The sequence below is a fragment of the Sulfurimonas sp. genome, from assembly GCF_041563495.1.
GTDB lineage: Bacteria > Campylobacterota > Campylobacteria > Campylobacterales > Sulfurimonadaceae > Sulfurimonas.
Genome location: NZ_JBFFMZ010000005.1, coordinates 141,538 through 153,760 on the forward strand (window position 1 = coordinate 141,538; position 12,223 = coordinate 153,760).

General features: G+C 36.1%; 14 protein-coding genes. 6 read left to right on the plus strand and 8 right to left on the minus strand.

All coding sequences use genetic code 11. The annotated features are described in order from the left end of the window. Nucleotides 1-46 precede the first annotated feature (46 nt). Genes ABYK18_RS06940 through ABYK18_RS06950 form a run of 3 tightly spaced genes read right to left on the minus strand, consistent with a single transcriptional unit; the run spans nucleotide 47 to nucleotide 3,418 of the window. Nucleotides 47-1,366, minus strand: coding sequence for a sodium ion-translocating decarboxylase subunit beta (locus ABYK18_RS06940; RefSeq protein ID WP_373035929.1), 1,320 nt, complete (start codon nucleotides 1,364-1,366; stop codon nucleotides 47-49). Nucleotides 1,367-1,370: 4 nt separating this feature from the next. Continuing rightward, a complete protein-coding gene (locus ABYK18_RS06945) occupies nucleotides 1,371-3,170 on the minus strand; it encodes a biotin/lipoyl-containing protein (protein WP_373035930.1) in 1,800 nt (599 codons plus the stop codon). A gap of 8 nt (nucleotides 3,171-3,178) precedes the next feature. Next, nucleotides 3,179-3,418 carry an OadG family transporter subunit gene (locus tag ABYK18_RS06950; RefSeq protein WP_373035931.1) on the minus strand — a complete coding sequence of 80 codons (240 nt, stop codon included), beginning with the start codon at nucleotides 3,416-3,418 and terminating at the stop codon, nucleotides 3,179-3,181. A 146-nt stretch (nucleotides 3,419-3,564) separates the two neighbouring features. On the opposite strand from ABYK18_RS06950, the gene ABYK18_RS06955 reads away from it, so the two are divergent. Together ABYK18_RS06955 and ABYK18_RS06960 are read left to right on the plus strand one after the other, a co-directional pair. Further along, nucleotides 3,565-3,855 carry a DUF3817 domain-containing protein gene (locus ABYK18_RS06955; RefSeq protein WP_373035932.1) on the plus strand — a complete coding sequence of 97 codons (291 nt, stop codon included), beginning with the start codon at nucleotides 3,565-3,567 and terminating at the stop codon, nucleotides 3,853-3,855. A gap of 50 nt (nucleotides 3,856-3,905) precedes the next feature. Next, the gene (locus tag ABYK18_RS06960) at nucleotides 3,906-4,202 is read left to right on the plus strand and encodes a hypothetical protein (protein ID WP_373035933.1); all 297 of its coding nucleotides are present in this window, start codon (nucleotides 3,906-3,908) and stop codon (nucleotides 4,200-4,202) included. Nucleotide 4,203: 1 nt separating this feature from the next. Here the strand turns inward: ABYK18_RS06960 and ABYK18_RS06965 are convergent, their stop codons facing one another. Continuing rightward, a complete protein-coding gene (locus ABYK18_RS06965; protein WP_373035934.1) occupies nucleotides 4,204-4,716 on the minus strand; it encodes a hypothetical protein in 513 nt (170 codons plus the stop codon). Between the two features lie 59 nt (nucleotides 4,717-4,775). Here ABYK18_RS06965 and ABYK18_RS06970 point away from each other — a divergent pair, with 59 nt between their 5' ends. Next, nucleotides 4,776-4,940, plus strand: coding sequence for a hypothetical protein (locus tag ABYK18_RS06970; protein ID WP_373035935.1), 165 nt, complete (start codon nucleotides 4,776-4,778; stop codon nucleotides 4,938-4,940). Here ABYK18_RS06970 and ABYK18_RS06975 read toward each other — a convergent pair. After that, entirely contained in the window at nucleotides 4,925-5,440 is a 516-nt protein-coding gene (locus tag ABYK18_RS06975; RefSeq protein WP_373035936.1) for a hypothetical protein, read from the minus strand. The two genes, ABYK18_RS06970 and ABYK18_RS06975, sit on opposite strands and share 16 nt — an antisense overlap. A 111-nt stretch (nucleotides 5,441-5,551) precedes the next feature. Next, nucleotides 5,552-7,444 carry a molecular chaperone HtpG gene (gene htpG, locus ABYK18_RS06980; RefSeq protein ID WP_373035937.1) on the minus strand — a complete coding sequence of 631 codons (1,893 nt, stop codon included), beginning with the start codon at nucleotides 7,442-7,444 and terminating at the stop codon, nucleotides 5,552-5,554. Nucleotides 7,445-7,607: 163 nt separating this feature from the next. Here htpG and ABYK18_RS06985 point away from each other — a divergent pair, with 163 nt between their 5' ends. The 3 genes from ABYK18_RS06985 to ABYK18_RS06995 are packed head-to-tail and all read left to right on the plus strand — an operon-like array spanning nucleotide 7,608 to nucleotide 8,755. After that, entirely contained in the window at nucleotides 7,608-7,937 is a 330-nt protein-coding gene (locus ABYK18_RS06985) for a hypothetical protein (RefSeq protein WP_373035938.1), read from the plus strand. Between the two features lie 4 nt (nucleotides 7,938-7,941). After that, the gene (locus ABYK18_RS06990; RefSeq protein ID WP_373035939.1) at nucleotides 7,942-8,448 is read left to right on the plus strand and encodes a SprT-like domain-containing protein; all 507 of its coding nucleotides are present in this window, start codon (nucleotides 7,942-7,944) and stop codon (nucleotides 8,446-8,448) included. After that, nucleotides 8,438-8,755 (plus strand): hypothetical protein, encoded by a 318-nt coding sequence (locus ABYK18_RS06995; protein ID WP_373035940.1) that lies wholly within the window; start codon nucleotides 8,438-8,440, stop codon nucleotides 8,753-8,755. Before ABYK18_RS06990 ends, ABYK18_RS06995 begins: the two co-directional genes overlap by 11 nt. Here ABYK18_RS06995 and ABYK18_RS07000 read toward each other — a convergent pair. Beyond that, nucleotides 8,721-9,566, minus strand: coding sequence for a thiamine pyrophosphate-dependent enzyme (locus ABYK18_RS07000; protein WP_373035941.1), 846 nt, complete (start codon nucleotides 9,564-9,566; stop codon nucleotides 8,721-8,723). The two genes, ABYK18_RS06995 and ABYK18_RS07000, sit on opposite strands and share 35 nt — an antisense overlap. Further along, the gene (locus tag ABYK18_RS07005; RefSeq protein ID WP_373035942.1) at nucleotides 9,563-12,109 is read right to left on the minus strand and encodes a 2-oxoacid:acceptor oxidoreductase subunit alpha; all 2,547 of its coding nucleotides are present in this window, start codon (nucleotides 12,107-12,109) and stop codon (nucleotides 9,563-9,565) included. The genes ABYK18_RS07000 and ABYK18_RS07005 overlap by 4 nt, the downstream gene beginning before the upstream one ends. Nucleotides 12,110-12,223: the final 114 nt, after the last annotated feature.

Genomic DNA, 12,223 nt, shown 5'->3' on the forward strand with positions numbered 1-12,223 from the left:
ATCCATCAAAAGAGATGAACAGCCGCATTTCAACAACTATATTTAGTTATTGAAACAGTGAGATAAGTACACCGGCAGCAACAGCTGAACCGATAACACCTGCAACATTTGGACCCATTGCATGCATTAAAAGCATATTATTACGGTCATACTCCATACCGACTTTATTTGACACACGAGCCGCCATTGGAACAGCAGACACTCCAGCTGAACCGATTAGTGGATTAATCTTGTGACCAGGGAACAGATTCATAATCTTAGCCATTATAACACCGGCTGCAGTTCCAACCGAGAATGCAATAATACCAAGAGCCATAATAAACATAGTATCCGGAACCAAGAATTGATCAGCTGCAAGTTTAGAACCAACACCAAGACCTAAGAATATAGTTACAATGTTGATAAGTGCGTTTTGAAGAGTATCATTCAGACGCTCAACAACACCACTCTCTTTTAAGAAGTTACCAAACATAAATGCACCGATTAGCGGCGTAGCCTCAGGTAACACCAAAATAGCAAGAACAAGAACCAATATAGGGAAAACCAACTTCTCTAAACGTGAAACATGGCGAAGTGTCGTCATCTTGATTTTTCTCTCAGTTTCAGTAGTAAGCGCTTTCATAATTGGAGGCTGAATAATCGGTACCATTGCCATATATGAATAAGATGCAACTGCAATAGCTCCTAAAAGCTCAGGTGCAAGTTTAGTAGCGATAAATATCGATGTCGGACCATCCGCTCCACCGATAATAGATATAGCTGAAGCTTGTTGAAGTGTAAAGTCCACAAATCCTGCTTGTGACAATGCTACCGCACCAACTAATGTTCCAAAAATACCAAATTGAGCAGCACCTCCAAGAAGTGCAGTTTTAGGGTTTGAAAGGAGAGGACCAAAGTCAGTCATTGCACCGACACCCATAAAGATGATAATAGGAAACATCTCGTTAGAAAGTCCCATGTTGTAAATCACACCCAAGAAACCGTGTTCACCTGCGATACCGGCAACGGGAATATTGGCTAAAAGTCCACCAAACGCAATAGGTAAAAGTAAAAGAGGTTCAAATCCTTTTTTGATTGCCAGATAAAATAACAAGAATACGACTAAGACCATGATGACACGACCGATTCCTTTATGGAAATCACTCATTTTTTCACCATGAGAGTTCAATTCATTTGGATCCGGATTTATCAAAGCAACAATACCCGTAGATTTTAAAAAACCGGTAACCATTTCAGTGAAAGGTTTGGTTTTATAATTCTCTTCTTGATGCATTGAAAGACCTTCAGCTGAAGCGGTTGCATTTGCATGAAGCGTACCAAGGCTAAAAAGTACAAGTGCAAACAGTTTTATAACAAAAAATCTCATATACTTATCCTAATACTGCTACGACTTGACCTTCTACTACCTTGTCGTTTGTTGCAACATTGATAGATCTTATTACACCACCGCGAGGTGCAACAACATCAATTTCCATTTTCATTGATTCTAAAATCATAATCACATCACCTTCATTTACACTCTGACCCGGATTAGCAACAATTTTCCAAACATTACCAGGTAAAAGAGCTTTGATAGAAACTTCATCGCCAGAAGCCGCTGCAGGTGCAGGTGTACTTGGTGCTACACTCTCCCCTTCTACTGCTGTTACTTGAATATTTGCGTCACCCTCTGCAACTTGAACACTAAACTTTTGACCATCGACTACTACTGTATAATTTCCATTACCCATACTTGAACTTCCTTCACAATCTTTTTTCATTTGAGATATTTTACGAACGTTTAACTCGCCTTCGCCTTTTAAGAAAGAAATACCTTTCTCCTGACAAGCAGCTGCTATAAATATATTTTCTTCTGTAATTTCTATATTTTCTTCTTTAAGCTTGTTAATCCAAGTCTCTAAAGATTTACTCTCATCTGCATTTGCCAGATCAAGAGCTTTTTCTGTTGTTGGCTCTAAGTTTAACTTCTCAGATGCTATTCTTACAACCTCAGGATCTGGAGCAACCGGAGTTTTACCAAAATAACCAAGAACCATTTTTCCATAACCTGGAGCGATAGCCTGCCAAGGACCTTGCATAACATTGTTAAGTGCTTGTTGGAAATAAAACTGAGAAACCGGAGTCACTGATGTACCGTAACCGCCTTTTTCTACAACTTCTTGCATAGCAGCGATAACTTCAGGAAATTTATCTAGAATACCATTATCACGCATCATTTGAGTATTTGCAGTCAATGCACCGCCCGGCATTGGTGAGAATGGAATGATTGGAGATACCATCGTAGCTTCAGGAGGCATAAAATAATCAGATAGACAGTTTTGTAATTCTTTTTCATAAGTAAGAATTTTACCGATTTCTAATCCGCCAAGGTCATAATCCATACCTTTTGTCGCATGAAGCATAGTTAAGATATCAGGTTGACTTGTTCCACCACTTACAGGAGCAGCTGCCATATCAATACCGTCAATGCCGGCTTCTAAAGCAGCCATGTATGCAGAAACAGACACACCTGCAGTCTCATGAGTATGAAGACGTAAGTGTGTTCCTTCAGGAACTAAACCACGAGCCATTTTGATAGTGTCAAAAACTTTTTGAGGGTTAGAAGTACCGGAAGCATCTTTAAAACAGATACTGTCATAAGGAATACCGCTGTCTAAGATTTCACGAAGAGTTTTTTCATAAAATTCTGTCGTATGTGCACCGTGGCATCCAGGAGGAAGGTCCATCATTGTAACAACAACTTCATGCTTAAGTCCGTGATGAGAAATTCTCTCCCCCGAATACTTTAGGTTTTCAACATCATTAAGTGCATCAAAGTTTCTAATTGTTGTAGTACCGTGTTTTTTGAACATTTTTGCATGTAAATCTATAAGTTCTTTAGAACCCGTATCTAACATTACAGTGTTTACACCACGAGCAAGAGTTTGAAGGTTTGCATCCGGTCCAACGATTTTACGGAACTTATCCATCATCTCAAATGCATCTTCTCTTAGGTAGAAGTATAAAGATTGAAATCTTGCCCCACCACCAAATTCAAAGTGGTTTATTCCTGCCGTTTTAGCTGCCTCTACTGCCGGAAAAAAATCATCCATAAGTACACGACCACCAAAAACTGACTGGAATCCATCTCTGAAAGTTGTATCCATTACGTCTATATATTTTTTAGCCATTATAATCCTTAACCTTGTTTATGGTGAGAAATCGCTGCTGTTATGGCTGCAATTATCTTTTTATTATTGTTATTATTATTTTCTGTGCTTGTTGCTGAATCTAAATTCGCCTGCGGTTCAGGGAAAAATTTATGTACGAGAGCCGACATTACGTTCATCAGTATTATCAGTATGATAAGAAAAAGAAAAACGGTTGACATCCCTAAACCCATAAATTTAAAGCCCTCTAATACGAGGTTAGTTTCCATAAATGTACCTTTGTTACAATTTTGCTAGAGAGTATAGTATAAAGAAGTTTAAATAAAGTTTTCTATTCTTTAGTAATATTTTAAAGTTGTGCAATTGTTACTTTTTGATTATATACTTCGACACACAATTTAAACAAAGATGACAAATGACAAATAACAGTGTTAAAAAATTCGGACAAATCAACTCGATAGAGGGCTATTCATACCTTTTACTACTTTTCATTGCAATGCCGATGAAATACGCTTTTGGCTACCCAATGGCTGTCAAAATAGCAGGAATGATTCACGGTATTTTATTTATACTTTTTTGCCTTTTATTGGTAAAAGCATGGCATGAAAGTAAATGGGCATTTAGTGAAAATATCATTTTTTTCGTAGCTTCGCTTATACCGTTTGGAACTTTTTTTACAAAAAATAAGATTAAATCTTATGAATAAAAAAGCATAAATTTGCTAAAATACACAACTAAAAATTTAATGGAGGAACTATGATCGCAGGAATACATGAACAAGATTTTGTTGCATATATAATTTTTGGACTTACGTTGAACTTCCTATTTTCAATCCTATTTGGGGTGTATCTTAGTAAAAATATAGGTATGCAGGAGATGATAGAATCAAAAGGAGACAAAGAGCAGTCTATGTTGGTCAGACTTAGTCTTTTTGTCCCATATGCAAAGATGATCATCACTCTATACAGAGTAACTATACTTCAACTATATTTTTTAAACAAGGGCCATACGCACAAAGAATTTTGGATATATATGACCAATCAAGAACATTAGATTATTTATATAACTCTTCAATACAACTACTGAAAATCTTTTCTCCCCACAAACCTTTTTTTTCTATCTTAGCTTTTCTTTGTGCTAAGGTAAAATATTCATCGAACTCTTCATCTTTTAACGTTGGTCTTTTTATGGCCAAACCTTCATTTAAAAGCAATTCTGAAAGAGTCACCTGCCCTTTGGCATAAATAATACATTCTGTATCTTTAATCTCTATGTGATATCGTTGTTTACGCTCTAAAATCATATCTGAATAGTATTTTAACTTTGGTTTTTTAGTGTAAAACTCATCTATAGCTGTCTGACATGATGAGCCTTCTTTAGCAGCGCTATAAAGCTTCTCTAAAGTCAATATGCCATAGGGCTTGCATTCAAAAGTATAATTGCCGACTCCGAACTTTTGAACTTCATTTGAGAAAGTGTTGTCAAGCATTGCCAAAAGCGGCTCTTTTGCAATAAGAGTACCTGTGACACAAAGATAAATGATTGCAAGCAGTGTTTTTTTTCTCATATATGATTTTAACATGTTATAATTTAAATCCCTGATTAATCTTAAAGGTATATACAAACATGAACGACTTTAAACTAAAGCTTATACTTAGTATCCTAGGTGGTGTGGTTTTTTCATTTGTATTTATACTTCTTGCATTTGCCCTTCCTTTAGATGACAAAGAACAAACAATTAAAAAAATACCAAAAGGTTTATTAGAACAGGTATCTCACTCTTTAAAATAATTTGTTAATGAATTTTTTATATCTATTAACTTTAAAGTCTTATATGCACATTTTGGGTTCAGTCTAATAGCACAGGCTTCTAAAATTTTAACGCATAATGTAAGATACGCTAAATCATCTTTTTTCATAAGTTCATTTAAGATATGGATAGCATCTTTGATACGAAGATTTTTTGCAACACCTAAATTTTTATGAGACAGTTCTCTAAGCAGCGTATAGTCAGGTTCTATAAATTTTTCTTTGGCTGTTTGTAATGTTTGTATATATTGAAGAAACTGTGTTTTTGATTTTATTATTTGAATGACGTAATCTTCTACCAACTCATTTACAAGGTCAGCTTCGAGACCCATCTCTTTTTCAGCTTCATCAGTAGTATATTTGTAATCAAGTATTTGTGAACTGTCAAGATTATTTTGAAGAAATTCAGTACTCTCCTGCAGAGTTTTTTCAATAGAGTCACGAAGTTCTCTATTTATTTCCTGTCTTCTTTCTAGAATCATATTTATGCTCATAGTAATAAAGTATCATATATTCTTAATTTAATATATTAAAACCCAACATAAATATGAAATAGTTATATGAGTGCTACAAATGCACTCATATAAAAAAAATTACAATGCTTTTGTAATAATTCTATTTAGTCTTGAGATAAAATCTGCAGTATCATCAAGTTCTACACCGTCAAACAGCTTTGCCTGATCAAGCAATACATGAGCAGCATCACTAATGAGGTTTTGATCAGCTGAATCTTTAAGTTTTACTATTAATTCATGCTTAGGATTTATCTGAAGAATCGGAGCAGGAGCAGGAGCACCGCTGTCTTGTCCCATCTGTTTCATCATTTGAGCCATCATGTAGGCAGGGTCTTCTTTATCTTCTTTTAATTTAACAGGAGATTCAACTAAATCTGAAGTAGTCTCTACTGATTTAACAGCTTCACCTAGAGCATCTTTAAACTCTTTTGCCAAACCTTCAAAAGATTTTGCAATCTCTTCTTCAGCTTTTTTCTCCTCTTCACTCTCTTCAAATTTAGCATCTGTAACATGTACAAATTTATAATCTTTATACTCAGTCACCATAGGGAAAATAATAGTGTCAACTTCTTCATTTAGAATTAAAACATCAATACCTTTAGCCTTAAATCTCTCTAATGCCGGAGAAGATTTTAACATAGCTACAGAAGTCTTACCAGTTATGTAATAAATCTCTTTTTTATCTTCATCTATATTTTTAATAAAATCTTCAATCATCAAAGTCTCAGAAGAGTTAAGAGTGTTAAACTTCATAAGTTCTAAAATTTTCTCACGATTACCGAAATCGCTGTAAAGACCTTCTTTAAGTACATTTCCAAATTCAGCAAAAAATTCTTCATATTTTGCAGGATCTTTTTTAGCCATTTTAGATAGTTCTGAGAGAACTTTTTTTACAGATGCATTTTTAATTTTGTTCATAACTGCATTTGATTGTAAAATCTCACGAGATACATTCAGAGGTAAATCTTTAGAGTCAATAACACCGCGTAAAAATCTCAAATAAGTAGGCATCAACTCTTTTTCATCATCAGTAATAAATACACGGTTGATATAAAGTTTAATACCAGTTTGGTAATCAACTCTAAACATGTCCATAGGTGCTTTTGACGGGATGTAGAAAAGAGTAGTATACTCTATAGCGCCCTCAGCTTTATTATGCATCCAAGTTAATGGTTCTTCTGATGAGTGAGCAATTGAAGAGTAAAAATCTTTATATTCATCATCAGAGATTTCACTTTTTGAAATAGTCCAAAGTGCGTTTGCACGGTTTATCTGAGTGTTTTCTATATCAGTTCTTGAAGGTTCAGTCTCGTTTCCTTCATCATCTTTAACCGCAGGAACAAAGTTCTCTTTATCCATAAAGATAGGGAATGGAATATGGTTAGAGTATTTTTTAATAATTGTCTCAACTCTGTGTGTCTCTAAGAACTCGCTCTCATCATCATTAAGATGCATTACGATAGTCGTACCGTGACCCTCTTGAGTTGTGTTTTCTATGTCAAACTCGCCGTCACCTTTACTTGTCCATAGAAATGCCTGTTCTTCACCAGCTTTTTTAGTTGTGACTTCAACTTTATGAGCTACCATGAAACAAGCGTAAAAACCGACACCAAACTGACCGATAAGGTTAGAATCTTTTTTCTGGTCACCAGTAAGATTTTCTAAAAATGCTTTAGTACCCGACTTTGCAATAGTACCAAGGTTGTTCATTAAATCTTCTTCGTTCATACCGATACCGGAATCTTTAATAGTTAAAGTCTTAGCCTCTTTGTTTGCAACAATATCTATACGAGGAGCAAAAGTAACGTCTTTATATTTATCATCCGTTAGAACTAACATATTTAGTTTATCCAATGCATCTGAAGCATTTGAAACCAACTCACGTATGAAAATTTCTTTGTTTGAATATAGTGAGTGAATCATTAAATTTAATATTTGGTTTGCTTCTGTTTGAAACTGATGTTTTGCCATCTTTAATATCCTTGTGTAAAAATTTATCGTAGTTTATCAAAAAAAAGTTAATAGTTACAAGTAACATCAACTAAGTTTAGTCATTTAGACTCACATAAGTTTAGTCAGATTCAAATTTATCTATTTTAGGTATAATTTTCCAACTAATAAATAGAGGTATATTATGGATAATGATTTTATAGAGATGATGGAACCGACTCCAAAACTTTATTCCAAAAAATGCAGATTTATATCATTTGCTCTGAGAATTTTCTTGCAATATTCTATATATGTTATCTCTATTGTCGTTTGGCTTATGTATGATTATTTTATAGCTATTGCAACGCTTCTGCTAAGTTTTATAGTTATGGGTATAGTGCGCTCAAAAATCAGGAACAGTGTAATCCCCATAAAACAAATAGAATACCAATATAATGACCAAGGAATAGCCGACTGGTTTACTGCAAAAGAGATATGTAATGATGCTCTTGAGCAGAAGTTGGAGAAAATATAATCTAATGTTTTTGAAAAAATTAGAATTAATCTTTTTAGCTATTATTGTTATTGCTATTTTATTACTTTCTAAAAACTATTATGAAAGTTATATGTTTAGGACAAACGACCTTCCCCAAAGCTATAAAAAACTTATAGCAGACAAAGAACAAGAAGTACTAGTCCTTATGCAAAAAAACTACGGTTTTGCATTTAAAGTCCCTCTCATAGTTACAGACAGATTCAAAGGCAGACTATACGGTCTTACCGCTTATAAGAACGGTGAAATAAAGATATATCTCAACAAAAAAGTCATGCAGGAGAGTATGGACTATATGGTCGATAATGTCATAGCACACGAGTATGCTCATGCTCTTGTTTTTAAACTTGGGCAAAGAGGCTCTGCCAAAGATGACGGGCATTCCAAAGAGTGGCAAGAAGCCTGCAAAAAACTAGGCGGGAAAAACTGCGAACAATATGTAAACTCTCATGATGTCGTGATAGACAAACTACCTTTTTATAATGGAAAATGAGATGGAATATGAGTTTGAAGAAGATGCAGAACCTACTTGGCTGACAAAACAGCGTGAAGATGCACTGCTCGCGGAAAAAGCTTACGCAAAAAATGAAAAAATCATCTATAAAAAAGGCGATCAAATAGGAAACTTCTTATTTGTGCAGTACAACAAGTTTAAAAACCGTGCTACATTTGAGTGTCAAGAATGTAGTAGAAAATTTACCTACAATATTTACTCAATAAAAAATAAAAAGCGCTGTAAATGGTATAAATTCCATGATAAGAAGTTTAAAAAGCCTCAAACTTCTTCTGAATCTCTTTAAGGTCGTGCTCAGATGCATACAGAGGCTTTGTATCCCCTTTTCTTATGCGCTCTTCAAATGTTACACTCTCATTCTTATATAAGATGCCAAGAGGCATCGGCATCTCTTCAAAAGCTTTATCCATAGCAGCTGAGATATTACTATTATCATAAGTTGCATCTAGCATATAAGTGTTTTCTTTGAACCACTTGTATGTGTTTGTCTTATTAAAAACGACACAGGGCTGAAAGATATCTACAAGAGCGTAACCTTTATGCATAAAAGCCGCTTTTAACACCTCTTTTGCATGTGCAGGGTTTCCTATGTTTACCCGAGATACAAATCCTGCCCTTAAAGCCAAAGCTACGCTCAAAGGGTTAAACGGTTCATTGCCTACTCCATCGACCTGGACTTTAGTTTTAAATCCTTTTTGACTTGTAGGAGATGCTTGGCCTTTTGTAAGTCCGTAAACCATGTTGTTATGCACTATATGGACAATATCCACATTTCGTCTGATGGTATGCAAAAAGTGGTTTCCGCCCTCTCCGTACATATCTCCGTCTCCGCCCTCAGCTATGACATTTAACTCAGGATTTGCCACTTTTACGGCAGTTGCTACGGGAAGTGCCCTGCCATGTAGAACTCCATACATATTTACATCTATGTAGTAAGGTGTTTTAGCAGCCTGCCCTATTCCTGAGACTATCACGCTGCTGCGATGATCTGAGCCCAACTCTTCAAGGACTTCTTTTATCAGCTTCAAGATACCGAAGTTACCGCATCCGGGGCACCAAGCTACATCCACATTTTGACGGTCAAATACATGGCTCATAACAGCTCCTTTATCTCTTTGGATATCATCTCTCTTAGCTGGTCAGCAAAAAATGAAAATCCGTTGTATTGCAAAATCATCATATCTATCTTAACACCGTGCATCTTAAGCTGATTAGAGAATGCTCCATCGGCATTATTCTCAACCATGATGATGTGTTTATATTTTTTAAGCACTTCAAGGTGCTCTGGATTTAGCGGATGAATCCATCTGAAATGGACTTGAGTCAAACTCGGCTCATCAAGCATTGCAATAGCTTCTTTTATAGCTCCTCTTGTAGAACCCCAACCAACGATTGCAATATCTCCACCACCGATATACTCAGGTTCTATTGCCTCGGCTATTAGAGCTTCTTCTTTTCTTGCTCTTTTATCTGCCATCTGCACACGTTTGTTGTAGTCTTCAGTTATCTGGCTTCTCTCATCGTGTTCATGCCCCTCAGCGCACACAAGACCATCACCAAAAGCAGGAACTCCTCTCGGACTTACCCCACTTTGGGTATCGACATATCTTTCATATTCATCATCTATGTGGCAAATATATCTTCTTTGCTCATATGCGGAAAAATCAACATCATCTATCATGCCCATTGCTTCTGCCAAATACTCATCACTTAGATAAATAACGGGAGACTGATACCTGTCTGCAAGTTCGAAGGCAAGATATCCGTAATCAATGCACTCTTGCAAAGAACCGGGTGCAAGTATGACACGAGGGAATGGTCCGTGTCCAGAATGAAGTGCCATGTTTAAATCACCCTGCTCGCTTCGTGTGGGCATACCTGTAGCAGGACCCGGTCTTTGCGCCAGATATATGACTGCTGGCATCTCACTCATACCAGAGAGACTCAAAGCTTCTCCCATGAGAGCGAAACCACCGCCGGATGTTGTTGTCAAAGCACGCGCACCAGCGTACCATGCTCCAAGAACCATATGCAGAGATGCTATCTCATCTTCACTCTGCTCTAACGCTATTGTAAACTCTTTAGACATTGAAGCCATAAAATTCAGAACTCCCGTTGATGGAGACATCGGATAAGATGCAACAAAGTTACAACCTCCTGCTAAAAATCCAAAGCCCGAAGCTGTTGTTCCATCCATAAGATGCAGTTTAGCGAGCCTCTCTTTATCTGCATCTACAAAAGACGGCAACTTGGAATTGTCTATACTTTTAGAAGCTTCAAACCCAAGTTTTACAGCCTCTTCATTTATACTGTCATCTTTAAAATGTTGGGCTACATTTTCAATCAAAGGCTTTAATTCTATACCAAAAAGTCCAAATATAACACCGGCTGCAAAGGTATTGCTATAACGTGCATTACCGAGTTTTTTAGCCGTTTTATTCATAGCTATGGAACAAAGTGATTTTTTCGGATCTGCAAAACTTTCATCTACTAAAATAAGTGTATTTTCCGTGCATCTATGCTTAGCATGATTAAGGGAGAGTTCATCTATGGCTATAAAAAGATCGACTTCCCAACACGGTGCTTCAAGCGGTGCATCCGAGACGCGGATAAGTGTGGTGTTGCTTCCTCCACGCACTCTCGACATATACTCCTTACTTGAAAATATGTAGTATCCGCTCTTTTTTAGGGTATCACTTAGAATCTTTTCAAGAGTATCTATGCCTGTCCCTGCAGCTCCACCGATTAAAATAGCAACACTCTTAGTTCTTTTTTTAGAACTTTGTATCTCTTTATTTAGATTTAATGAAACCGGAGCTTTAGAGATTTCTGAGATAAAAGATGCTTCATATTTTTTAGCAAGAGTCAATTTTCCAAGAACACCCTCTTGTTTAATCTCTTTTATTTTTTGACTCTCTTTTTCTTTTACTTCTTCACCCTCAGAACTGTCACCCCATGTGATTTTTCCGCCGTAGTATCCAAGGATTATGACATTTACTCCTGTCACGAGGATAATAAAGTGGTATATTACACTTGGAGCAGACGTTTCATAAACCACATTAGGATTTTCCATATAGATGATTATTCCTATTACTCCAAGTAAAAGTGTCAATATTGAAACAATGATTTTTATGACAAAAGGTTTGCTTTTCGAGAGACCGTAGTTTATCCACCAGCTTAAAAGGCCTGGCAACATAGCAATTAATCCAAATACTGTAGCAACAAAAAAAGTATAGAATATCACTATTGCATAGGCTTCTTTTGGATTGGCAAAAAAGACTAAATCAAATACGGATGCAAAGAGATGCAAGACAATAGGAAAGTGGGCTATCATGGGATGCGGATGGTATTTTTTATACCAGGTTCTTAGGTGTTTTTTATAATCTTCATCAGATACACTCTCCTTGAGTGGAGGTTCTTCTTCCAAAGTTCCAACAACCATAAAGTCATCAAAGACTTCAACAGAATGCGGTGCGTTTTGCAACATTGGTGTCAGGTCAATGCCAGCACTGTGTACGCCTTCATGTTCACCGTTTTGCCAAAGAGGACTGTCGGTCACATCATATACTTTGCTTTTATAGGCTATATAAGCTTTAGCCCCGTTTTTTCCGTTATAGAGTTTAAGTTCACTTTTTGTCATTGGATATCCTTAATGATGCAAAAGTATTTCTAAATACTACTACTTTAAAACTTATCAAAAACTGTTTTATCACATATAGTTTTGTTATGAAACAATAGACGCCGTTAAAGATTA

Bases quoted from the DNA above. Each gene is read 5' to 3' on its own strand.
- htpG (WP_373035937.1), bottom strand. From the start codon at position 7,444: ATGGCAAAACATCAGTTTCAAACAGAAGCAAACCAAATATTAAATTTA.
- ABYK18_RS06950 (WP_373035931.1), bottom strand. From the start codon at position 3,418: ATGGAAACTAACCTCGTATTAGAGGGCTTTAAATTTATGGGTTTAGGG.
- ABYK18_RS07005 (WP_373035942.1), bottom strand. From the start codon at position 12,109: ATGACAAAAAGTGAACTTAAACTCTATAACGGAAAAAACGGGGCTAAA.
- ABYK18_RS06940 (WP_373035929.1), bottom strand. From the start codon at position 1,366: ATGAGATTTTTTGTTATAAAACTGTTTGCACTTGTACTTTTTAGCCTT.
- ABYK18_RS06995 (WP_373035940.1), top strand. From the start codon at position 8,438: ATGGAAAATGAGATGGAATATGAGTTTGAAGAAGATGCAGAACCTACT.
- ABYK18_RS06945 (WP_373035930.1), bottom strand. From the start codon at position 3,170: ATGGCTAAAAAATATATAGACGTAATGGATACAACTTTCAGAGATGGA.
- ABYK18_RS06990 (WP_373035939.1), top strand. From the start codon at position 7,942: ATGTTTTTGAAAAAATTAGAATTAATCTTTTTAGCTATTATTGTTATT.
- ABYK18_RS06985 (WP_373035938.1), top strand. From the start codon at position 7,608: ATGGATAATGATTTTATAGAGATGATGGAACCGACTCCAAAACTTTAT.
- ABYK18_RS06960 (WP_373035933.1), top strand. From the start codon at position 3,906: ATGATCGCAGGAATACATGAACAAGATTTTGTTGCATATATAATTTTT.
- ABYK18_RS06970 (WP_373035935.1), top strand. From the start codon at position 4,776: ATGAACGACTTTAAACTAAAGCTTATACTTAGTATCCTAGGTGGTGTG.
- ABYK18_RS07000 (WP_373035941.1), bottom strand. From the start codon at position 9,566: ATGAGCCATGTATTTGACCGTCAAAATGTGGATGTAGCTTGGTGCCCC.
- ABYK18_RS06975 (WP_373035936.1), bottom strand. From the start codon at position 5,440: ATGATTCTAGAAAGAAGACAGGAAATAAATAGAGAACTTCGTGACTCT.
- ABYK18_RS06955 (WP_373035932.1), top strand. From the start codon at position 3,565: ATGACAAATAACAGTGTTAAAAAATTCGGACAAATCAACTCGATAGAG.
- ABYK18_RS06965 (WP_373035934.1), bottom strand. From the start codon at position 4,716: ATGAGAAAAAAAACACTGCTTGCAATCATTTATCTTTGTGTCACAGGT.